Origin of the sequence: Clostridium carboxidivorans P7 (assembly GCF_001038625.1) — a bacterium.
Classification (GTDB): domain Bacteria; phylum Bacillota; class Clostridia; order Clostridiales; family Clostridiaceae; genus Clostridium_AM; species Clostridium_AM carboxidivorans.
This window is the reverse complement of the sequence record NZ_CP011803.1, coordinates 4859349-4881119: the sequence shown is the minus strand read 5'-3', so window position 1 is coordinate 4881119 and position 21771 is coordinate 4859349. Positions and strand designations below refer to the sequence as shown.

Sequence of the window (21771 nt, the reverse complement as noted above, 5' to 3'; positions counted from 1 at the left end):
GTAATACACTGTCTCACAATTTAAGTTTAAATCCTATTTTGAGTATTAAAAAAACTCCATCTCTATATAAAAGAGACGAAGTTTAACTCCGCGGTTCCACTCTAATTAGATTAACAAAAATCTCACCTTTTTCAAGCACAGCGCTATGCTCTATTACTATAACGGGCAAACCCGGTGCAGCCTACTTAATTCGGTGCACTACTCCAAAGGGCACTTCACTTAAAATTCCTTTAGAAACCTTTCAGCTGTGGTTTCCTCTCTTTAAAACTTCATTTAAGTTACTTTCCTTTTTCAAAGTATTTCTGAGTGTTTTACTATGATTTCTATATTTCTATTATATTATTATTTTAAATTTTGTCAATATATTTTTTAGTTAAATTATATAATTTTTTTCTACTTACAAAATCTATGACTTCCTATAACTTTAATTAATGGTCTGGACCATATCCAAGCACTAGTTGCCGTAGATGGATTAAAATAATATATTGCTCCACCTGAAGGATCCCATCCATTTAAAGCATCCCTAGCTGCCCTTATAGAATTTTGCTCCATATTGGCATGTATTTGACCATCTACTATAGCTGTAAAAGCACCTGGCTGGTAAATAACTCCTGCTATTGTAGAAGGAAATCTTGGATCTCTTGTTCTATTCAAAATTACTGCACCTACTGCCACTTGGCCTTCATAAGGTTCTCCTCTAGCTTCTCCATTTATCAACCTAGAAAGTAATGTTACATCCTGATTACTTGAACTATTACTGTTTCCCGTTGATGAAGCTTTAGCACTATATATGCCTAATGCTTGAAGCGTAGAATCTCCTACAACACCATCTACTTTCAATCCATTTTTAGCTTGAAACTTTTTAACGGCTGTAAAAGTTCCGTAACCATATACACCATCAACACTACCACTATAATAATACCATGCCTTAAGCTTGCTTTGTATTTGCGAAACTACCCCACCTTTAGATCCATAATAATAAGCTACAGCATTTACAGCATTGTTATAAGGAGATACATATAATGTAGTGGAAACATATGTAATTATAATCATAAGTGCACAAATTGCTTCTCGCCTAACCTTTAAAATCTTTTTCGTCATACCAACTCACTCCTTGATTCAGTATAAATCTACAATTTATGGTTTTATAAATTTAGTTTGCTCACTAAACCATAAAAAATACACTCAACTTTTTAGGAGTTAAATTTGCATAATATTTAAAAATAATGCGAAGCTTTGCTTCGCATTATGCTTAATTTATGTAAAAACATATCTATATAAAGTTTCCACCAAAAGCTAGTATTGTAAGTACTATTATAAGTATTACTGTAGCTTTTGCAATAAAGTTTTGTATTGTACTGTTCACATACTTACCCATTACTTCAGTATCATTTACAAGTTTTATCATAAATATAAGTACCACAGGGCATAATACTCCTGCCAACTGCTGAGTTACTAATATTATATTAATCAAAGAAATATTAGGAAGTAAAACTATTACTGCACTTACGATAATCATAAATAAAAACAAACCAAAAAATACAGGTGCTTCTTTTATTTTGTTGTCAATACCACTTTCAAATCCAAATGCCTCACATACAGCATAAGCTGTACATAAAGGTATAACGCAACATGCTAAAAATGATGCACCAAAAAGTCCAATGGCAAATAGCATAAATGAATAATTTCCTGCTAATGGTCTTAATGCTGATGCTGCATCCTGCGCGCTATCTATACTTATACCTACTTTGAATAAAGTTTCCGCAGTACATACAGTTATAAAAAGTGCCGTTAATATTGCCCAAATGGTTCCAACATAAACATCCATTTTCTCATATTTATACTCTTTTAAGGATATCCCTTTATCTACTATGGATGATTGTAAATAAAATTGCATATAAGGTGTTATAGTAGTTCCTATCATTCCTATAAGCACTAAAAAATACCCTTTATCAAGCTTAGCATGTGGTTTTACAATACTTGTTACAACATGCCCCCAGTCAGGTTTCACTAAAAATGCAGTTACAACATATCCTAAAAACGTAAGTGTAAGAAGTAAAAATACCTTCTCAGCTTTTGAATAACTTCCTTTAGTTAACATAAACCACATAACTACTGCAAGTATTGGAATTGTTATATACTTACTTATATTAAACAACTCTAAACTAGCAGCAATTCCAGCAAAATCACCTATACATACACCTAAATTTGCAATTATAAGTACAATCATAGCAAAAAAAGCCCATTTCACTCCAAATCTTTCTCTTATTAAATCCGAAAGTCCTTTTCCTGTAACTACAGCCATTCTTGCATTCATTTCTTGGATTACTGCAAGACCTATAGCTATTACAAACATTCCCCAAAGCATGGAGTAACCATAGTGAGCTCCTACTACAGAGTAAGTGGCTACTCCACCTGCATCATTTCCTGCATTTGCTGTAATAAGCCCTGGCCCTATTATTCCTAATATCATTAAAAATTTATTTCTATTTTTCAAATTTAAACACCTTCTCCCTATCCTACCTTTTTAAATCTCTTTCTCCATGTTGGGATTAGTATATCTTCTACTATATCACTCATTATAACTACACCACATAACTTTTCATTACTGTCTACTACAGGTAAAGAGAGAAGATCATATTTTGAACACATTTCTATAGCTTCATCTATATTTTCATTATCATTTATTTTTACTATATTAGTTAACATTATTTCTCTGAGTTTATTTTTAGGATCTGACATTATAAGTGCTTTTAATGATACTACTCCTTGAAGTCTTTCTTGCTGATCTGTAATATATATATAATGTGACACTTCATCCTCTGGATTTGTTTCTCTTAAAAGTTCTATAGTTTCTTCAACGGTTATATTTATATTAAAGTCTATGAAATCCTTATTCATTATGCTTCCTACAGTTTCATCTTCATACTGCATAAGTGTTCTTACTTCATCAGCATCTTCTTTCTCCATAGATAAAAGAATCTTTTCAGCAGTCTCCTCATCAACTTCATCTAATATATCTGCAATTTCATCATTTGGCATATTATCTAATACTTCATCTCTCTTAGATTGACTTAGGTTTTCAATAATATCTGCTTGAACATCTGGTTCAATTTCCTCTAAAATATCCGCTGCAAGATTTTGATCCAAGCTCTCAAAAACCTTTTTTCTATAATTTATATCCATATCCTCAAAAATATCCGCTAAATCTGCAGGATGGAGTTTTGATAATTTTTTATAGGTAACAGATAACTTTAAATTGTTATTGACCATCTCTAACGACTCAACATTATCCCAAATAATAAGACTATCTGCTGGTTTTTTATTAAATAACTTATAACAGCCTTTAACCATATCTTCCATTCCAAGTCTTCTGCCTAAAGCTAAAACTCCGGTATCTACAGCTACTACTCTAAGTTCTCCTGCTATCTCAGCAATTCTTAAATCATTAACTCTTACAAGCTTTTTTCCATTAATATCTACAATTTGTCTATCCAATAAATGTTTAGATAGAAGGTATGAGTACTTCTGCAATATTATTTCTCTTACACCTTCACCTTTTATTATTATCCTATCATCATCCTCATAAAATGTAATATTCTTGAATTCGCAGTTTAGAACTTCTCCATCTTTTTTTATTTTGTAACCTATTGCTCTTGGAAGTCCATCTTCTGTAGTTACATAAATGTCACAAAGTTTTCCTATTGAATCGTTAAATTCATCATAAATTTTTTTATGAAGAACCTTACTTAGAAAGAATGCAGATAACTTTTTCATAAATATTCCTCCTTACTTATATAGAAAGATATTTATGGAAAAGTCATAAGAATTTTAGAAATGAAAAAAATCTAATTTTATTATGATTTTAATATAAATGTCCCTCTATACATAACTATATTTAGTTTTACTTTCAAGTTTGACCGACCACCATAAGGGCCACTTTCCATGTATCGCACCACCTTAAAATAAAATAAAGGAGTCTAGAAAGACTCCTCCAATAAACTAAAACTTCTTCGTACGAGTTTTAGCACTATATAGCTTTAGACTTTTATTAAGTCCAGCTACATTAAGTAAAACCTTGATTCGGTAATACCTGTTGACCCATTGGCATCTCTCGATGTTTCCGGGCAGTAGCGTATATCTATATAGGAGCCTCACCTAACATAAGTAAACTTATAATTTCATTTTACATTATTAATTATAGTACAAATTTATAAAAATGCAACCATTAAACAGTGAATTTATTTAAATTTAAGTGTTTAATTATTTTAGTTCTCTGTTAATTCGTTTTTCTATGTTTTTTAAAGAATTTTTACTATTTTCTAAAGAATTATCGGTTCATAAATATACATAATATATCATTACATTATATTATATGCATTAAGTTGCCCTTAAGTTAAAGTAAATTTTATGTAAAATTAATATTTTTCATAAACAAATTATTGAAACATTAATCCGTAAAAACATTCATTTGTATAAAAATCAATAGAAGTATTTTTAATTTCATATTCATATTTTATTCTGGTTATGCTAATATAGGATTTAGAAAATTGTAACTGAATGGAGCATTTAAATGATAATAAATAAAGAATTTTTACCTATTAGTAAAGAAGATATGAAAAAGCGTAATATAGACCAACTAGATTTTATAATAATTACAGGTGATGCTTATGTAGATCACCCTTCTTTTGGTACTGCTATAATATCTAGAGTTTTAGAAAGTGAGGGTTTCACTGTTGGAATCATAGCTCAACCTGATTGGAACAATGTTGAGGCTTTTAGACGTCTTGGAAAACCTAAGCTGGCCTTTATTGTAAACTCCGGTAATATAGACTCAATGGTAAATCATTATACCGCCTCAAAGAAAAAACGTCATGATGACTTATATTCTCCAGGTGGGAAAAGTGGTCACAGACCTGATAGATCTCTTATTGTATATTGTAACAAAGCTAGAGAAGCTTATAAAAATGTACCAATTATGATTGGCGGCATCGAGGCAAGTTTAAGAAGATTTGCTCACTATGATTACTGGGATAATAAAGTAAGAAGAAGTATATTAGTTGATTCTAAAGCAGATCTTTTAATGTACGGAATGGGTGAAAAAACCGTAGTTCAAATAGCTAATCTTCTTAAATATGGTATGGAAATTAACAAGCTAACAAATGTAAGAGGTACATTATATTCATGCAAAGAAATAGATAATTTAAATGATTTTATAGAGCTTCCTTCTTTTGAAGAAGTATCTAATGATAAAAAAAGCTATGCAGAAGCTTATAAAACAGAATACTATGAACAAGATGCTATAAGCGGAAAAACCTTAGTTCAAAAGCATGGGGATCACTATATTGTTCAAAATCCTCCTCAATTCACTTTAACTGAAGAGGAAATGGATATAGTATATAACCTTCCTTATACTAGAACATATCACCCTATATATGAGTCTGAAGGTGGTATCCCTGCTATAAAGGAAGTTAAGTTTTCTATTACTAGCCATAGAGGTTGTTTTGGAGCTTGTTCCTTCTGTGCTCTTACTTTCCATCAAGGAAGGACTATTCAAGCTAGAAGCCAAACCTCTGTTTTAGATGAAGCAAAACTTTTAACTACATTAGATGATTTTAAAGGCTATATACATGATGTAGGTGGACCTACTGCAAACTTTAGACATAAAGCATGTAAAGTTCAAGAAACTCGAGGAGTTTGTAAAAACAGATTATGTCTTTCACCTACTCCTTGTAAAAATCTAATAGTCGATCATAGGGAATATTTAAATCTTTTAAAACAAATGAGGGAAATTCCTGGAATTAAAAAAGTTTTTATACGTTCTGGAATAAGATATGATTACCTTATTTATGATAAGAACACCTCTTTTTTTGAAGAACTTTGCAAACATCATATAAGTGGTCAGCTTAAGGTAGCACCAGAACATATAAGCGATAAAGTTCTTAAACAAATGGGGAAACCTAGCAGTAAAGTATATGATAGATTTTCTAAAAAATATTTTGAAATAAATAAAAAATTAAATAAAAAACAATATTTAGTACCTTATCTTATGTCTAGTCATCCTGGTAGTGATTTAAATGCTGCTATAGAATTGGCTTTATATATTAAAAATATGGGATATATTCCTGAACAAGTTCAAGATTTTTATCCTACACCAGGAAGTCTATCAACTACAATGTATTATACAGGTATTAATCCTTTAACCAACGAAAAAGTTTATGTTCCTAAGGAACAAAAGGAAAAAAATATGCAGCGAGCCTTACTCCAATTTTCTGTTCCTGAAAACTATAATCTTGTGAAAGAAGCTTTAATTAAAGCCCATCGTGAAGATTTAATTGGAAATGGTTCCAACTGCCTTATTCACGAAACAGCACCTAAAAAGAGAACTTTTCATAATAATTCATCCACTGCGGTTAAATCAAAAAATGAAAGTTCTCATAAGCATAAAAGTAAAATTGGAAATTTAAATAAAGCATCTAAAAAATCATTTAAAAATAAGTTAAAAAAATAAACTGATGTTATTTTAGTTTTCACCAACCTTTTTTAGAGGACAGATGACAATTGTCCTCTAAAAATAATACTCCATATTATTTTTAAGCTTTCTTTTTTATCCTATTTAAAGCATACATTAACGCTATTATCCATAGCGTATCTCCTATAACATTCTCCGCAATCAAAATAATTCCAGCTATCCATACTATATATTCTATTATAGTTGCAATTGAGGCTAAAATTACTATACTAATCCCTATTCTGTTTGTATAAGTTTTATTAATAAAACTTATAGACAAAAATAATGCTATAGTGTTTATTCCAATATATACCCAATATATATAAGTATCTTGCGCAAATACCATAGTATACCCAACATTACTTGAATTTTGAAGAAAGCATGTACATTTTAGCATCATAGAAATATACAATGCTATTATCACTCCTGCTGTTATAAAAATATAAGAAAAATTTATAATATGTCCCTTCATGAATATATACAGTACAATCAAAATTATTAAGGGCACACCAATTAGATTCATAAAAAATAAAGGTTTTAGTAAATAAAGATATTTTATGTTACTAACCAAAAATAATATTAAAAGTGCAGCATATCTTAAACCCATAACCAATATGGTGATTAATGCTATTGTTTTAACCTTTTTAGGTGAATATAAATCTAAATAAAAGCATTTAAATAAAAGTATTATTATAATAAGTAGCAAAGAAATATAGATATAGAATTTTAACATACTACCTCCTGATACATTACTACTATCTTATATTTATTATAAAATTTAAATTTATATTACTAAAAAAATGCTTTTAAGCAAAATATATGATTCCATATATTTAACTTAAAAGCATTTTCTCAGGTATATTTGTCCCTAAAACTTCTATTCCACCTTTTATACATTCTATAACTAATGGAAAGTCTGGTCCTCTTTCTCCATCTATATCCGTTACTATATCTTCATAACATTCTATCTCTATTCTATTAGATTTAAAATACACAAGTCCTTCTGTACCTTCTAAATGTTCACCCTTAAACATTTTTATAAAAAGCGATATCATATCCTTTATCATTCCTGCTTTTATTATTATTACATCTAACATTCCATCGTCCACTTCTGCTTTATATGCAAACTTTAAATTTCCAGCAGTCTGTCCGTTAAATATTAACATCAAATACATATAATCATCAAACACATCATTTTCAGAGGATACTTTTATTTTAAGTTTTCTAAGACTAGGTAATTGCTCTAATGCCTTAATATAATAAGCAAGTTTGCCTATTGTGTTTTTTAAATTCACGTCTGTTCTTTGCGATACATCTGTAAAAAGTCCCGTGCTTGCCACATTCAAAAAATATTTGTCATTTATCTTTCCTAAATCCAACTTTTTAGGTTTACTGTTCAATATTTGTTCACAAGCTGCTTCTATATCCTCAGGAGCCCCAATGAATTTTGCAAAATCATTAGCAGTACCCACTGGAAGTATTGCTATAGGAATATTCAAGTCTAGCTTTTTCATCACATTTACAGCTTCATCAATGGTTCCATCTCCACCAGCTATTAAAATATATTTATAAGTTTTATTTATACCTTTAAAAGCTTCGCTTATACTATATTCAAAACTAATTCTGAAAGGTACAACCTCATATCCATATTTTTGATGCACTTTTATAACCTTGTCAATACCACTTACTATAGTATTTTCTCCTGAATACGGATTATATATAAACTTTACTTTCTTCATACAAAAACTCTCCTATTTTTAATAAGCCTTATTACTTAAACTAATATTTAAATTATAAAATGTAATATATTCATTAAAAAATCCTAATTTTATGATTATCTACTACATTATAACACCTTATATAATAAATCCACAAGATTATGAAAGAATCTTGTGGATTTATTCATAAATTATTAAATTTTAAATTTCTGGTGAAGTATGTTCAGAAATATTACTAAGTGCTTCTTCTGCTTCTTCTTGAAGATTAGGCTGAACAGCTATATCTCCTAAGGATACTACTCCAACTAGATTATTAGATTCTATTATAGGCAATCTTCTTATTTGTCTTTCACTCATAATTCTAGATGCATCTTCAATATCCATACTAGGATCACCTACAACTGGATTTGACGACATGATTTCCCTAACTGTTTGCTTTTGAGAATTCTGTCCTTCAGCTGCAGACCTTATAGCTATATCCCTGTCTGTAACTATTCCTATAACTTTGTCTCCATTACATACAGGAATTGCGCCTATATTATGTTTTCTCATAAGTTGTGCCGCTCTTTCAACATTATCTTCGGCATTTAAGCTAACAACACATTTAGTCATAATGTCTTGAACTTTCATCAAAAACACCTCTCTTCAAAATTTACACTGTAAAACTATTGTGTCCCTATATTTCCTTGAATATAAGCGTAAATTTATAGAAAAAATGCTTTTATAAACTTTTTGTCTTTTTTGACGACTTATATATGCCTAATGCAGTTACTGCCACAACTACTATGAATATTATCGGAATAAAAAACTTAATTGAAAAAGGCTGTTCCAAACTCTTCCCTATAAATGAATAAGAAACCATTTCCGGAAAAACACCTATCATAGTTCCTATAATAAAACTTCTATATTTCATTTTAGTAAGTCCTGCTGCATAACTTAATGGATCATATGGAAATATGAATGATAATCTCATTATGCACATTATTGCAGTTCCATGTTTTTCAATACTTGAATCTAATTTCATGGCTTTACCTTTTAAAAGTTTATCTACAAAAGATCTACCTAAAAACCTTGCTAGGAAAAAAGCTAAAGTACCTGATGTAAAACAACCTACCATGCTGAGTAAAAGTGCTTTGTAAGGCCCAAAAACATTTCCTGCTACAATGGATAAAAGTGAGACTGGAACAATTAAAGCTACAGGTTTTAAGGAATATAGTATTACAAAAGCTATAGAAGCAAATTTACCATAGCTTAAAATATAATGTCTAACATGTTTTATCCTTAAGTGAGTCAATCTTTTTCCATACTTCATCATAAAATACACAAATACAATAATTAATAGTGCTCCAATGAAATACTGCAATATCTTTTTTTTATTTTCTTTCATTAAGATCCTCAACTCTCTACTTTTAATTCTTTTGTAAGTCTATTTTAACAAAAAATTTATAATTTTTCCACCAAAAATCTTAAATATGCACTTAAATATTTTAGAAAAATGAGTTATAATAGTTCTAATATGTAATTTGATTTTATATTCAATTTAATATTATTATATTATTAGGAGTGATTATAATGGCTAAAATAGCTAAAAGTGCGTTACCTAACATTTTTACATTTGCTAACTTAGGTTGCGGTGTAATGTCCTTAATGATGACTTTCCAAGAAAATTTCAAGTGGGCTGGTATTTTTGTACTACTTGCATGTCTAGCTGATAGATATGACGGAAGAGTAGCAAGATTTCTAAATGTATCTAGCACCTTGGGAAAAGAACTAGATTCTCTTGCAGACTTAGTTTCTTTTGGAGTAGCACCTTCTATCCTTGCATTTAACCTTTATGGTTTAACTAACTTTGGACTTTTAGGATATTCTTTAGTATTACTATTGCCTATAGCTGGTGCTTATAGACTTGCTAGATTTAACGTTACTGATTTTGATGGACAATTTTTCGGTATACCTATAACTTTTGCAGGTATGTTTATGGCTATTTATTGTTTAATTACAATGAATTATATGGCACCAGTTGGAGTTACAATTATATTGATGATAGCTTTATCTTACCTTATGGTATGTAAACACAGATTTAAGAAATTTTAAGAGGTGTGATTTTCACACCTCTTTTCCATTATCATTATTTTCATTATTACTAGAATCTTCTTCGTTATTATCAATATCTTTTTTACTATCTTGTATATCTTTTTCTTTATTACTATCCTCCTTTTCATTATTAGAATCATCTTTCTCATCATGAGAAAGATCTCTTTCATTAATGATAGTATCTTTTTCACTATTTGGAGTATCACCTTGAGAATTTTGCAATTTTAATTCATTATCAATTTCTGTTTGTATATACTGAGCCTGCATTCTAGATTCCACTATTTGTGCTCTTAATTGACAATAATCTATATATCCACAACTTGTCTTTTCTAACATACATATAACTTCATTTATTACTTTTAGAAGATCATTGGATGTTTTTATAGCCTTTTTTACATCCTTCTTATGTGCTAGTGCTATGCCATTTAGTTCTCCCGCTCCTCCTACTATAAGTCTGTATGAATTAACTAATTTGGCCAAAAAATCAGATAAGTTATTTATATCGTTATAATAATCTTCCATAATTTTTCTACACGTCATAAATACTCCACCACGTAAAATTTGATACCAATATTAATATATTGCACTTTTCTTAAATTAATTCAAACTATTAAAACTTAATATCTATAAAATACAAAATTAAAAAGAGAATTAGACTTAAAATCTAATTCTCTTAAAATTAAACCAATTTAATGTTATTCCCCAAGCACTTGTTTTTTCAACTTTAAGCCTGTTTCTGTAACTGCTAATCCTCCAAGTGCTGTTTCTCTTAATTCACAAGGAAGCTGTTTTCCCACCTTATACATAGCTGATACTGTATCATCAAAAGGTATTTTACTAGAAACTCCTCCCATAACCATATCTGCTGTAGTCAATGCACTAACTGTACCTGAAGCATTTCTTTTTGCACAAGGTACTTCTACTAGTCCAGCTATAGGGTCACATACTAATCCTAATATATTTTTTATTACTATAGCTGATGCATTTAATGCCTGTTCTGGAGTTCCACCCATCATTTCTACTACTGCTGCTGAAGCCATAGCCGCTGCTGATCCACATTCTGCTTGACATCCACCTTCTGCGCCTGCCATAGTAGCATTTTTAGCTATTATTATGCCAACTCCTGTAGCTGTAAATAATGCTTTAACTAATTCATCTTCAGTCTTATTTAACTTTTCTCCAGCACTTATTATAACTGCTGGCATTATTCCACAAGAACCTGCTGTAGGTGCTGCTACTATTTTTCCCATAGCCGCATTTACTTCTGAACAAGAAAGAGCTCTTGCCATTGCCTTAACCATAAAATCCCCTGTTAACGTTTTCCCAGATTTCGAATACTTATCTAATTTACAGGCATCTCCACCTATAAGACCACTTACTGATTTTACTTCATTTTTTAATCCATATTCCGCTGAATGCTGCATTACAACCAAATTTTTTCTCATTTTTTCAAAAACTTCTTCAACAGTAAGATTTGTAGCTTTTGCTTCTTCTTGAGCAGTGTATTCCCATATACTTAATTTTTTTTCTTTACATACTTCTACAAGTTCATATCCATAATTAACCATAACCTTATTTATCCTCCTTCACAGGATTTATAGCTCTTGCATTTTTTATATTAGGTATTTTTCTTATTTCATCTATTAGCTCTTGAGATATAATATCATCTACTTCAAATACCATTGCTGCAGCTGATCCTTTACCACTTCTGTAAACTCTCATAAAAGCAATATTTATTCTGTAATAATATAATACGGCACTTACTCTAGCCACCATTCCTGGTAAATCTACATGATTTATTAATATAGTAGGGTAAGCTCCTGTGAACTCTATATTTTCTCCATCTATTCCTGTTATTATTATATTTCCTCCACCTATTGATGAACCTATTACCTCTACTACCTTACCATCGGTTCTTGTTATTTCAAATTTAACTGTATTAGGATGTACATCTCCAAGGTCTGTTGGTATGAATTCTATTTCTATACCTTTTTCTTTTGCTTTATCCATAGAAGTTTTTAATCCTTCATCCCATGGATTCATTCCTAATATTCCTGCTACTAAAGCTTTATCAGTACCATGTCCTTTATATGTGCTTGCAAAAGATCCATGCAGGAAAAATTTAACTTTCTTAATCTTACCATCAGCTATAGTCTTTGCAACCTTTCCTAATCTTGCTGCTCCTGCAGTATGGGAACTTGATGGTCCTATCATTATAGGTCCTAAAATATCAAAAGCACTGTATTCTCTCATTTTATAGCACAACCTTCCATTTAATTATTTCTATAAAATCATAAAACTAACTATAATAATAAATTTATCACATCAATAGTAAATTTATCACAGTAATAATAAATTTATCACAGCGATAATAAATTTATCACAACTTAATTATACAATAACTTTGATTTTTTTTATATATATTTTGAAAGTTTTTTGTATAAATTAATAAAATTTAAATAAAAAAGTTCTTTACTGCTTTGTTAAAAGTTAATCATTGAATGAAATTATTCTATTTTTTCCATTCTTATATAAATTTTAAGATTCGCTGTACACAAAAAGAGAACTCTTTTAAAGTTCTCTCTTCATACACTAAAACAATAAAAATTGTTTTAATAGCAATTTAAATATATTAATTATTAGTTATTAAACTCTCACACTAATATTTATAAAAACAACTTCCCCCTATAAACTCTCTTAGTATGGAGTTATCTGGAACCAATTCCACATCCACACTCTTGAAAAAGTGAAGGAAACTTTTTAATCTTAAAGCTTCATAATAAACAGGACTCTTATCACTTATTTTTTCCAATTCCTTTAACGCATATTGCTTCAACACACATAGTTCATACACTAAAGTAGAATTAAACATAACATCTGCATTCTCCTGAAATACAAATATATTTTTTTCTTCTCCACGCTTTATTGAAGGCCACATTTTTAAAGTATCTTCTCCACCATATCCTCTTGAAAGGTAATCTCTTACTATTCTTCTTATAATTCTCACATCTGTAGTTGCTATTCTATTGTGATTATCTACATTTAATTGTGTAAGTGCACTTATATATATTTTAAATTTGTTTTCTTTAGGTATAACACTAGTAAGCATTTCATTTAAACCATGTATTCCTTCTATTATTAACACTCCATTGCTAGGAAGTTTAATTTTCTGATTTGTCCATTCTCTACTTCCTGTTTTAAAATTAAAAGAAGGTATCTCTATTTCTTCATAATTAAGCAACTGCTCTAGATTTTTATTAAATAATTCTAAATCTAAGGCATATATAGATTCAAAATCATACTCTCCATTTTCATCTTTAGGAGTATGTTCTCTATCCACAAAATAATCATCTAGTGATATAGGAATCGGTATAAGCCCATTAACTCTAAGTTGTATTCCAAGCCTTCTAGCAAATGTAGTTTTACCAGAAGAAGATGGACCTGCTATTAATACTATTTTTACATTTTTTCTCTCACTTATCATGTCTGCTATATAAGCTATCTTTTTTTCATGAAGTGCTTCTGCTACCCTTATTATGTCTATAATTTCATTGTCTTCAACTTTGTCATTTAAAGATCCAACATCACCTACACCTAATATATTTCCCCATTGTTCTGTTTCACGAAATATTTTACTTAATTTTTTATATACAGCTGATTTAGGTATATTAAAAGGATCTGTCTCTATTGGATACTTAAGCAAAAAACCTGGCTCATAATATTTTAAATCAAATACATTTATTATACCTGTAGAGTAAGCCATAGACCCATAAAAGTAGTCATATCTCCCATCTAGTTCATAAAGTTTAACCGTAGCTGTATTTACATGATTAAGTAATCTTACCTTATCTTCCATTCTGTACGTAGAAAATATTTCTATAGCTTTTTTTCTATCCATACTTACCTTTTTTATCTGAATATTTTTTTGTATTGTTTCATTCATTCTTATCTTTATTTTCTGAATATCCTCTTCAGTCAATGGGGTATTTTTATGAATTTCTCCAAATAAACCTTTACTCAAAGAATGTTCTATAGTTATTTGAGCTTCAGGAAATAAATCGAAAACAGATTTAATAAGAATAAACTGCAAAGTCCTTATAAAAGTTTTGCTTCCCAACTTGTCAGTAATATTCACAGCTTCTATTTCCGAATTTTCTTCTATGGTTGATGTAAGCTCACAATATTCTCCATTTATTTTTCCAAGCACTATAGGAATATTTTGTTCACAACTACTTTTTTTAATCACATCATATAAAGTTGTTCCTTTTTCTATAAATAATTCTTTGTTATTTATTTTAACTTTTAACTTAGACATATTACATGCCCCCCCATTTTTTTGTGTACTATTATTATACGTCATTTTACTAAAAATGTTCAAATTCAGTTATATTTTTTTATATTATACAGAAAATATATTATGAGCTGAAAAATTTTAATTTTAACTTTAAAATTAAACAAAATCTAACTCTAACGGAGGTATTTAAATGTTTACTGTACTTATCAGAACAGCTATATTGTATTTTTTGGTTATTATATCTATGCGTTTAATGGGTAAAAAGCAAATAGGAGAATTGCAGCCTTTTGAACTTGCTATTACTATAATGATTTCCGAATTAGCTTCTTTTCCTATGCAAGATACTAGAATCCCAATTATACATGGAGTTATAGCGATTATTACATTATTACTAATTCAAACAATTTTATCTGTACTTGAACTTAAAAGCGAAAAAGTTAGGCTTCTTCTGAATGGTAAGCCAAGTATTTTAATAAATAACGGAAAAATAGATATTAAGGAGTTAAGACGTCAACAATTTAATATAAATGATCTAATGGAAGAACTTAGACTTCAAGGTCATTTTAATTTGGATGATATACACTTCGCCATTCTTGAAACCAGCGGCCAACTATCTATTATACCTAAAACTAACCTTGCTCCCGCTACCAAAGGTGATTTAAAAGTACCATTTAAACAAGATACAATTCCTGTTACTTTAATTTTAGATGGAAGCATAAATCATGACAATTTAAAAATACTAAATAAAGATGAAAATTGGCTTAATGAGAAACTAAAGAGATTTAATATAGATTCTCCTAAAGAAGTTTTTATAGCTCTTATAGATTCTCAAGGTAGTTTTTATTATCAAAAAAAGGTATAAAAGGGATGTGGTTAAATGCGAAATTTATTTGCTGCTTTGATAATTTTTATTGCTATGTTTTTATCCTTAGTATTCTCCATAAATTATTTAAGTCAAACTTGTGGTAAATTAGATACTCTTAACATCCAAATAGAAAAATCTATAGAATCTAACTCTTGGGATGAAGCTTATAATAAATCCTTAAAGCTCTTAGATAACTGGGATAATTGTACTCGTAAAATTTCTATTTTTGTAAACCATGCTGAAATAGACAATATTAATAATGAAATATGGAAACTTACCCAATATACTAAATGCCATACAAAAGACGAAGCTTTAGCTTCTAACCACGTAATAAAATTTTTGCTTAAACATATACTTAACATGGAAAAAGTAAATATACAAAATATATTTTAAAAATCTCGCAAAATAATTTATAATTAAACTATGGAAAATATAAACTCAATCGATTATAATGTATACATAACAATCGAGTCCCACTGGGTCTCAAATCGTCCCTATTTTTTCAAGATTTAGCTATTAAAGAATATGAATGTTTTTTCATTCATATATCATTAAAATATTAAAAGTTTGGAAGGTGGAATACAAAATGGCATTAGTTACTACTAAGGAGATGTTCAAAAAAGCTTATGAAGGCAAATACGCAATAGGTGCTTTCAACATTAACAATATGGAAATAATCCAAGGTGTTGTTAGAGGTGCAAAGGCTAAAAACTCAGCTGTTATTCTTCAATGCTCTGCAGGAGCAATAAAATACGCTGGTGCAAGATGTTTAAAAGCTATGGTAGATGCTGCTATAGAAGAAACTGGAATCGATATTGCTTTACATCTAGATCATGGTCCAGATTTTAAAACTGTAAAAGAAGTTATTGATGCTGGATTTACTTCAGTTATGTTTGATGGTTCACACTATGAATATGAAGAAAATGTAGCAAAAACAAAAGAAGTTGTTGACTACGCACATTCTAAAGGTGTTGTTGTAGAAGCTGAACTTGGAGTTTTAGCAGGAGTAGAAGATGATGTTGTTGCTGCTGAACATATATATACTGATCCAGATCAAGCTGTAGATTTTGTTAACAGAACAGGTGTTGATTCTTTAGCTATAGCTATTGGAACTTCACATGGTGCTTTCAAATTCCCACTAGATTTTAAACCTAAACTAAGATTTGATATATTAGAAAAAATACAAGAAAAATTACCAAATTTCCCAATAGTTCTTCATGGAGCTTCAGCTGTTGATCCAGAAGCTGTTGCAACTTGTAATAAATATGGTGGAAATATAGCTGGTGCTAAAGGTATTCCTGTAGACATGCTTAGAAAAGCATCTTCTATGGCCGTATGTAAAATTAATATGGACACTGACTTAAGATTAGCAATGACTGCTGCTATAAGAAAAACTTTTGGAGATAATCCAAAGGAATTCGATCCAAGAAAATATTGTGGAGCCGGAAGAGATTACATTCAAAAAGTTGTTGAAGGCAAAATTGAAGATGTGCTTGGTTCAAGTGATTCTTTAAAATAATATTTAAAAATTCCTTAAAGAAGGATTAAACCCTTCTTTAAGGAATTTTTATATTACCAAAACTTGCTAATTCTTTTTAACACAATTAGGATTGTGCTTATAGCATAGATCTATGAACTTATTATCTGGCACAAATCTTACTTGAATTCTTTCCTCATTGTATTTCAATATTGCTGAATAAATTAATTCTCTAGAAGTAGAAGGATAAAGCTTCATCTTCTTTTTAGGTAAATTATTAATAGCCTTTAAAGACTTGCTATTTTGTGCTGCTAAAATTTCTATATCTTTTACATTAAAATTTATGCATTTTTTTCTCTTAACCCTGCCGATTATTTTATGTATACTTATTTCTTCTTTATTAAATTCATATTCATATTCAACATATAAATACCTTTTAAAATATGCAGTTCCAAAGGATACTACTACTAACACCACTGCTGGAATCATCTGATATGTTACAACCATAATTAATGCTAATATAAGTCCTACAAATGTAACTGATGATAAGGATTTATATTGAACTGTTTTATAAGTAGTAACTAATTGCTTATAATTATTCATTTATTCTCCTCCCCTGACCATTACATAATAATTCCCTGTTATTATTGTATCACAATTTATTCTGCTAAGGTATTTAATTACACTGGCCTCCAAAACTTTTCTCAATAATATATAACTTTATTTATTCGATGATATTTGATAAATTATCAATAACTATTGTATAATAAGTTTACTTAAATATCTGAACTACACCATATATTTTAGGGAGTGAGTTAAAATGGATATAAAATTATTAAACATACCACAAATGATTTTAATTGGATCATCAAGTCGCAACAGTGGTAAAACTGCTATTGCGACTGAACTAATTAAACAATTAAAAAATAGATCTCCCATTATCGGATTAAAGATAACCACCATACAACAAAAAAACAGCAAATGTCCTAGAGGTGGGGAAGGTTGCGGAACTTGTTCTAATATGAAAGGAAACTTTGAACTGTTAGAAGAAACTAACATAAGTGCTAACAAAGATACTTCTCTCTTATTATCGTCAGGCGCTGAAAAAGTCTATTGGCTTAAATGTTTAAAAACACACATTAAACCTGCTATTGAAGAATTTATGTCACAAGTGCCTAAGAATACCTTAATAATTTGTGAATCCAATAGCCTGCGTACCGTTGTTAACCCTGGAATCTTTATAATGATGAAAAACTCACAAAACAATATTATAAAGAAGTCTGCAAGTGAAGTAATACATAATGCTGATATTATTATAGAAAATGATTTTAAAAACAGTATTAATTCCATAACTGAAAAAATACTAAAAAAGATTTTACAAAATAACATTAGTTCTAATTTTTTATCTTCTAATACAGGAATATCAAATAAAGATTGATTTTTACAGTATATTAAGCCATCGCTTTGATATATAATATCTTTTTCTAAAAGATTAAAGTATCATCAAAGAATGGCTTAAGCAATATTTGCAATATTATTTAACTTCTACAATCCAACCTTCTGGAGCCTCTATATCCCCAAATTGAATTTCATAAAGCGTATCATAAAGTTTTTTAGTTACAGGTCCTACTTCTTTTTCACTATGAAATACATGCAAATTTCCTTTATACTCTATTCCACCAATTGGAGTTATTACTGCAGCAGTTCCACAGGCACCAGCTTCTTTAAATTCATCTAAGTTATCAATTAAAACATCCCTTTCTTCTACTTCCATATTTAAATATTCTTTTGCAATATGCAATAATGAATACTTAGTTATACTTGGAAGAATTGATGGAGATTTTGGAGTAACAAACTTATTATCCTTCGTTATTCCAAAAAAATTAGCTGCTCCAACTTCTTCTATCTTAGTATGAGTTGCTGGATCAAGATAAATACAGTCTGCAAAACCTTCTTTCACTGCTAATTCATGTGGATAGAGACTCCCTGCATAGTTTCCTCCAACCTTTGCTGCACCTGTACCATATGGTGCAGCTCTATCATATTCTGATACATTAAAGTTTACAGGAACCATTCCTCCTTTAAAATAAGGCCCTACAGGTATACAAAATACAGAGAATATAAATTCTGGTGCTGGTTTAACTCCAATATTATCTCCTACCCCTATTACAAAAGGTCTGAGATAAAGAGTTGCACCAGTTTCATATGGTGGTACATACTGTTCATTTGCTTTAACAACTTTAATACATGCATCTATAAATTTTTCTATAGATACCTCTGGCATTAAAATACGTCTACAACTATCTTGCATACGTTTCGCATTCCTATCTGGTCTAAATAATTGTATTTTCCCATTTTTTGTACGATAAGCCTTTAATCCTTCAAAACATTGCTGTCCATAGTGAATAGCTGTAGAAGATTCATTTATACTAAGCATATTATCTTGAACTAACTGTCCTTCATCCCATTTTCCATCCTTCCATCTTGATATATATCGTAAATCTGTTTTAATATAATTAAACCCCAAGCTTGCCCAATCAATATTTACTTCTTTACTCATTAAAAGCACCTCCAAATAGAAATAATAAATGTATATAATTTTCACTAATTAAATGTAGCAGCGGATAGATTTCACAAGACTCTACTATTATTCCTCAATAATATATAAATATTTAAATTTTTGATAATTTAAACATTTATATAAATACCTTTATACACATAATATAGTTTTATGTTATAATTCAAATTAAAAGTATTATTTTACAAGGAGTTTTTATATGAACGAATTTGAAACAAGAATAATTGATATAGATGTTGAAAATATAAGAGAAAAACTTCAAAATATGAATGCTGTTAAAGTAAAAGAAGAAAATCAAATAAATAACATATATGATTTTCATGATAAAATATTGATAAATAACAAGGGATATGCAAGAATAAGAATAGTTCACAATTTGCTTGATAACTCAAATCATTATTACATGACTACAAAAAAGTTATTAAGCCAAGGAACATATAAAATAATGGAAGAAAATGAAACTGAAATACTATATGCTGATTCTGGTGAAAAAATATTTAAGTCACTAGGTTTAGAACTTATTCAATCAATAAAAAAATATAGAGAAAGTTATAAATATAAAAATACTCTAGTAGAAATTGATATAAACGACAAAAGTTTCTGTCCTTTTCCTTATATAGAAATAGAAACATCTGATGATAAAGAATTAGAAGAAGTAGTTATATTACTTGGTTATACTATGAAAGATACTACCTCAAAAACTATATTTAAAATATTAGAAGAAAGAGGACTTTAATATCAATCTTAGAATTGGAGAATTTTTAATATGTTTGGTTACGTTACTCCATGTAAAATGGAGCTTAAAATTAAAGACTATGAAAAGTTTAAGGCTTATTATTGTGGTTTGTGTAAATCGATAAAAAATAATATAGGTAATATTCCAAGAATGGCACTTAATTATGATATGACTTTCTTAGCTATACTTTTAGATTCATTAAATGATACAACTCCTATTTATGTAAAAGAAAAGTGCAGTGTTCATGCCTTTAAAGGTAAAGCTGTTATTAAAAACAACCCTTGTTTACATTATGCTGCTTTTTGTAATACAATTTTGAGTTATTATAAATTTTTAGATAACGTAAACGATGATAACTCTATTAAAGGAAAGATTTTTTCAATTCTCTTCAAAAGGTATTTAAAAAAAACTCCTGTAATTTTAGAGGATCATATTAAATATATAGAGAATATATTAACTGAGTTATATAATTATGAATCTAATGCTAAGAATGCCTCAATAGATTCTTTGGCACACCATTTTGCAGAACTTACAGGATTTATTTTAAGTTCTTATAAAAATGATGATAATAAAGATACATTATATTGGTTAGGCTATAACCTTGGAAAATGGATTTATATTATAGATGCCTTTGACGATTTAGAAGCTGACATGAGTAAAAACAAGTTTAATGCTATAAATGCTTGTTTTAATAATGATAATCTTTCATTTAATGAGTTTTCTAAACAAGTGGAACAAAGAATAGACTTCATTTTAGGCACCTGTGCTTCTCAATGTATTTCTTTTCTAAATAAGCTGAAGCTAAAAAAAAATGAAGACTTGTTATATAATATTTTGCAATATGGACTTTTAGAAAAAATGGATAAAGTGTTTAAAAGGAGTGCTGATAAAAATGAGAAATCCCTATGAAGTGTTAGGAGTAAAGGAAACTGCCACAAAAGATGAAATAAAAAAAGCTTATAGAGAATTAGCCAAAAAATATCATCCTGATCAATATGGTAATAATCCTTTAAAAGATTTGGCTGAAGACAAAATGAGAGAATTAAATGAAGCTTATGATTATTTAATGAAAAATACTCCTGATGCTTCTTATTCTAACAATAACCAAGGAGGTTATAATAATAATCCTTCATATCAATCAATTGAAATGGACATTAGAAATGGTAATTTTTCTTCAGCAGAACGAAAACTGAATGGTATTACTACAAGAGATGCTGAATGGAATTATTTAATGGGTTTACTTAACCTTCAAAGAGGCTGGTATAATGATGCTTACAATAATTTAAGCATGGCCTGTAATTTAAATCCTGGAAATATGAAGTATAGAGAAGCTTTTAATAGATTAAATAATATGAATAATTCTTATAGGGAACCTTATTATAATAATAGAAGAAAAGATACAGGTTTGTGTGATATATGTGCTACCTTGTATTGCCTTGACTGCTGCTGTGAATGTAGTGGTGGAGATCTTATAAGCTGCTGCTAAAGTTAGGAGTGT

22 protein-coding genes, 1 riboswitch and 1 other annotated feature are annotated in these 21771 nt (G+C 29.2%); of the genes, 9 read left to right on the top strand and 13 right to left on the bottom strand.

Annotated features, from left to right (window positions below):
• Nucleotides 1–68: 68 nt before the first annotated feature.
• Nucleotides 69–304: a binding site (T-box leader), on the bottom strand.
• Nucleotides 305–393: 89 nt separating this feature from the next.
• The 3 genes from sleB to Ccar_RS22020 form a co-directional block, all read right to left on the bottom strand.
• Entirely contained in the window at nt 394–1101 is a 708-nt protein-coding gene (gene sleB / locus Ccar_RS22030; RefSeq protein WP_007063067.1) for a spore cortex-lytic enzyme, read from the bottom strand.
• 172 nt (nt 1102–1273) lie between these two features.
• Nucleotides 1274–2473 carry an Nramp family divalent metal transporter gene (locus Ccar_RS22025; protein WP_048030631.1) on the bottom strand — a complete coding sequence of 400 codons (1200 nt, stop codon included), beginning with the start codon at nt 2471–2473 and terminating at the stop codon, nt 1274–1276.
• Between the two features lie 41 nt (nt 2474–2514).
• Entirely contained in the window at nt 2515–3777 is a 1263-nt protein-coding gene (locus Ccar_RS22020) for a magnesium transporter (protein WP_007063070.1), read from the bottom strand.
• A 226-nt stretch (nt 3778–4003) separates the two neighbouring features.
• Nucleotides 4004–4173: riboswitch (M-box (ykoK) riboswitch) on the bottom strand.
• A 403-nt stretch (nt 4174–4576) separates the two neighbouring features.
• Between Ccar_RS22020 and Ccar_RS22015 the strand changes: the two genes are divergently transcribed.
• Complete coding sequence (locus Ccar_RS22015) at nt 4577–6511, top strand: YgiQ family radical SAM protein (protein WP_085952301.1); 1935 nt, start codon at nt 4577–4579, stop codon at nt 6509–6511.
• 82 nt (nt 6512–6593) lie between these two features.
• Here the strand turns inward: Ccar_RS22015 and Ccar_RS22010 are convergent, their stop codons facing one another.
• The 4 genes from Ccar_RS22010 to Ccar_RS21995 all read right to left on the bottom strand — a co-directional run bounded on the left by Ccar_RS22010 (nt 6594) and on the right by Ccar_RS21995 (nt 9616).
• On the bottom strand, nt 6594–7244 hold the full coding sequence (locus Ccar_RS22010) for a hypothetical protein (RefSeq protein ID WP_007063072.1): 651 nt from the start codon (nt 7242–7244) through the stop codon (nt 6594–6596).
• A 100-nt stretch (nt 7245–7344) separates the two neighbouring features.
• On the bottom strand, nt 7345–8250 hold the full coding sequence (locus Ccar_RS22005) for a YegS/Rv2252/BmrU family lipid kinase (RefSeq protein WP_007063073.1): 906 nt from the start codon (nt 8248–8250) through the stop codon (nt 7345–7347).
• A 180-nt stretch (nt 8251–8430) separates the two neighbouring features.
• Nucleotides 8431–8859: a CBS domain-containing protein gene (locus tag Ccar_RS22000; RefSeq protein WP_007063074.1), complete on the bottom strand. Its 429-nt coding sequence runs from the start codon at nt 8857–8859 to the stop codon at nt 8431–8433.
• 91 nt (nt 8860–8950) lie between these two features.
• Complete coding sequence (locus Ccar_RS21995; protein WP_007063075.1) at nt 8951–9616, bottom strand: TVP38/TMEM64 family protein; 666 nt, start codon at nt 9614–9616, stop codon at nt 8951–8953.
• A gap of 185 nt (nt 9617–9801) precedes the next feature.
• Between Ccar_RS21995 and pssA the strand changes: the two genes are divergently transcribed.
• Entirely contained in the window at nt 9802–10323 is a 522-nt protein-coding gene (gene pssA, locus Ccar_RS21990) for a CDP-diacylglycerol--serine O-phosphatidyltransferase (protein WP_007063076.1), read from the top strand.
• A 12-nt stretch (nt 10324–10335) separates the two neighbouring features.
• Here pssA and Ccar_RS21985 read toward each other — a convergent pair whose 3' ends face one another.
• The 4 genes from Ccar_RS21985 to Ccar_RS21970 form a co-directional block, all read right to left on the bottom strand.
• A complete protein-coding gene (locus Ccar_RS21985) occupies nt 10336–10863 on the bottom strand; it encodes a hypothetical protein (RefSeq protein WP_007063077.1) in 528 nt (175 codons plus the stop codon).
• 155 nt (nt 10864–11018) lie between these two features.
• Complete coding sequence (gene sdaAA, locus Ccar_RS21980; RefSeq protein ID WP_007063078.1) at nt 11019–11891, bottom strand: L-serine ammonia-lyase, iron-sulfur-dependent, subunit alpha; 873 nt, start codon at nt 11889–11891, stop codon at nt 11019–11021.
• Between the two features lie 4 nt (nt 11892–11895).
• The gene (gene sdaAB / locus Ccar_RS21975) at nt 11896–12576 is read right to left on the bottom strand and encodes an L-serine ammonia-lyase, iron-sulfur-dependent subunit beta (RefSeq protein WP_007063079.1); all 681 of its coding nucleotides are present in this window, start codon (nt 12574–12576) and stop codon (nt 11896–11898) included.
• Between the two features lie 406 nt (nt 12577–12982).
• Entirely contained in the window at nt 12983–14638 is a 1656-nt protein-coding gene (locus tag Ccar_RS21970; RefSeq protein ID WP_007064568.1) for a nucleoside kinase, read from the bottom strand.
• A 169-nt stretch (nt 14639–14807) separates the two neighbouring features.
• Between Ccar_RS21970 and Ccar_RS21965 the strand changes: the two genes are divergently transcribed.
• The 3 genes from Ccar_RS21965 (at nt 14808) to fba (ending at nt 17001) form a co-directional block, all read left to right on the top strand.
• Nucleotides 14808–15479 carry a DUF421 domain-containing protein gene (locus Ccar_RS21965; protein ID WP_007063081.1) on the top strand — a complete coding sequence of 224 codons (672 nt, stop codon included), beginning with the start codon at nt 14808–14810 and terminating at the stop codon, nt 15477–15479.
• Nucleotides 15480–15494: 15 nt separating this feature from the next.
• Nucleotides 15495–15875, top strand: coding sequence for a DUF4363 family protein (locus Ccar_RS21960; protein ID WP_007063082.1), 381 nt, complete (start codon nt 15495–15497; stop codon nt 15873–15875).
• 193 nt (nt 15876–16068) lie between these two features.
• Complete coding sequence (gene fba, locus Ccar_RS21955; protein ID WP_007063083.1) at nt 16069–17001, top strand: class II fructose-1,6-bisphosphate aldolase; 933 nt, start codon at nt 16069–16071, stop codon at nt 16999–17001.
• A gap of 66 nt (nt 17002–17067) precedes the next feature.
• Here fba and Ccar_RS21950 read toward each other — a convergent pair whose 3' ends face one another.
• Nucleotides 17068–17562 (bottom strand): hypothetical protein, encoded by a 495-nt coding sequence (locus Ccar_RS21950; protein WP_007064017.1) that lies wholly within the window; start codon nt 17560–17562, stop codon nt 17068–17070.
• Between the two features lie 217 nt (nt 17563–17779).
• On the opposite strand from Ccar_RS21950, the gene Ccar_RS21945 reads away from it, so the two are divergent.
• Nucleotides 17780–18397 (top strand): hypothetical protein, encoded by a 618-nt coding sequence (locus tag Ccar_RS21945; RefSeq protein ID WP_007064016.1) that lies wholly within the window; start codon nt 17780–17782, stop codon nt 18395–18397.
• 96 nt (nt 18398–18493) lie between these two features.
• Here Ccar_RS21945 and Ccar_RS21940 read toward each other — a convergent pair whose 3' ends face one another.
• Complete coding sequence (locus Ccar_RS21940) at nt 18494–19519, bottom strand: branched-chain amino acid aminotransferase (protein WP_007064015.1); 1026 nt, start codon at nt 19517–19519, stop codon at nt 18494–18496.
• A gap of 217 nt (nt 19520–19736) precedes the next feature.
• Here Ccar_RS21940 and Ccar_RS21935 point away from each other — a divergent pair, with 217 nt between their 5' ends.
• From Ccar_RS21935 to Ccar_RS21925, 3 genes are read left to right on the top strand one after another with little or no spacing between them, the layout of a single operon-like run.
• On the top strand, nt 19737–20273 hold the full coding sequence (locus Ccar_RS21935; protein WP_007064014.1) for a class IV adenylate cyclase: 537 nt from the start codon (nt 19737–19739) through the stop codon (nt 20271–20273).
• A gap of 30 nt (nt 20274–20303) precedes the next feature.
• Nucleotides 20304–21182, top strand: a complete 879-nt coding sequence (locus Ccar_RS21930; RefSeq protein WP_048030432.1) for a DUF5685 family protein — start codon at nt 20304–20306, stop codon at nt 21180–21182.
• Nucleotides 21166–21759: a J domain-containing protein gene (locus Ccar_RS21925; RefSeq protein ID WP_007064011.1), complete on the top strand. Its 594-nt coding sequence runs from the start codon at nt 21166–21168 to the stop codon at nt 21757–21759. The genes Ccar_RS21930 and Ccar_RS21925 overlap by 17 nt, the downstream gene beginning before the upstream one ends.
• Nucleotides 21760–21771: the final 12 nt, after the last annotated feature.

Coding starts and splice junctions, on each gene's coding strand:
- sleB (WP_007063067.1), bottom strand. CDS start 1,101: ATGACGAAAAAGATTTTAAAGGTTAGGCGAGAAGCAATTTGTGCACTT.
- Ccar_RS22025 (WP_048030631.1), bottom strand. CDS start 2,473: ATGATATTAGGAATAATAGGGCCAGGGCTTATTACAGCAAATGCAGGA.
- Ccar_RS22020 (WP_007063070.1), bottom strand. CDS start 3,777: ATGAAAAAGTTATCTGCATTCTTTCTAAGTAAGGTTCTTCATAAAAAA.
- Ccar_RS22010 (WP_007063072.1), bottom strand. CDS start 7,244: ATGTTAAAATTCTATATCTATATTTCTTTGCTACTTATTATAATAATA.
- Ccar_RS22005 (WP_007063073.1), bottom strand. CDS start 8,250: ATGAAGAAAGTAAAGTTTATATATAATCCGTATTCAGGAGAAAATACT.
- Ccar_RS22000 (WP_007063074.1), bottom strand. CDS start 8,859: ATGAAAGTTCAAGACATTATGACTAAATGTGTTGTTAGCTTAAATGCC.
- Ccar_RS21995 (WP_007063075.1), bottom strand. CDS start 9,616: ATGAAAGAAAATAAAAAAAAGATATTGCAGTATTTCATTGGAGCACTA.
- pssA (WP_007063076.1), top strand. CDS start 9,802: ATGGCTAAAATAGCTAAAAGTGCGTTACCTAACATTTTTACATTTGCT.
- Ccar_RS21985 (WP_007063077.1), bottom strand. CDS start 10,863: ATGACGTGTAGAAAAATTATGGAAGATTATTATAACGATATAAATAAC.
- sdaAA (WP_007063078.1), bottom strand. CDS start 11,891: ATGGTTAATTATGGATATGAACTTGTAGAAGTATGTAAAGAAAAAAAA.
- sdaAB (WP_007063079.1), bottom strand. CDS start 12,576: ATGAGAGAATACAGTGCTTTTGATATTTTAGGACCTATAATGATAGGA.
- Ccar_RS21970 (WP_007064568.1), bottom strand. CDS start 14,638: ATGTCTAAGTTAAAAGTTAAAATAAATAACAAAGAATTATTTATAGAA.
- Ccar_RS21965 (WP_007063081.1), top strand. CDS start 14,808: ATGTTTACTGTACTTATCAGAACAGCTATATTGTATTTTTTGGTTATT.
- Ccar_RS21960 (WP_007063082.1), top strand. CDS start 15,495: ATGCGAAATTTATTTGCTGCTTTGATAATTTTTATTGCTATGTTTTTA.
- fba (WP_007063083.1), top strand. CDS start 16,069: ATGGCATTAGTTACTACTAAGGAGATGTTCAAAAAAGCTTATGAAGGC.
- Ccar_RS21950 (WP_007064017.1), bottom strand. CDS start 17,562: ATGAATAATTATAAGCAATTAGTTACTACTTATAAAACAGTTCAATAT.
- Ccar_RS21945 (WP_007064016.1), top strand. CDS start 17,780: ATGGATATAAAATTATTAAACATACCACAAATGATTTTAATTGGATCA.
- Ccar_RS21940 (WP_007064015.1), bottom strand. CDS start 19,519: ATGAGTAAAGAAGTAAATATTGATTGGGCAAGCTTGGGGTTTAATTAT.
- Ccar_RS21935 (WP_007064014.1), top strand. CDS start 19,737: ATGAACGAATTTGAAACAAGAATAATTGATATAGATGTTGAAAATATA.
- Ccar_RS21930 (WP_048030432.1), top strand. CDS start 20,304: ATGTTTGGTTACGTTACTCCATGTAAAATGGAGCTTAAAATTAAAGAC.
- Ccar_RS21925 (WP_007064011.1), top strand. CDS start 21,166: ATGAGAAATCCCTATGAAGTGTTAGGAGTAAAGGAAACTGCCACAAAA.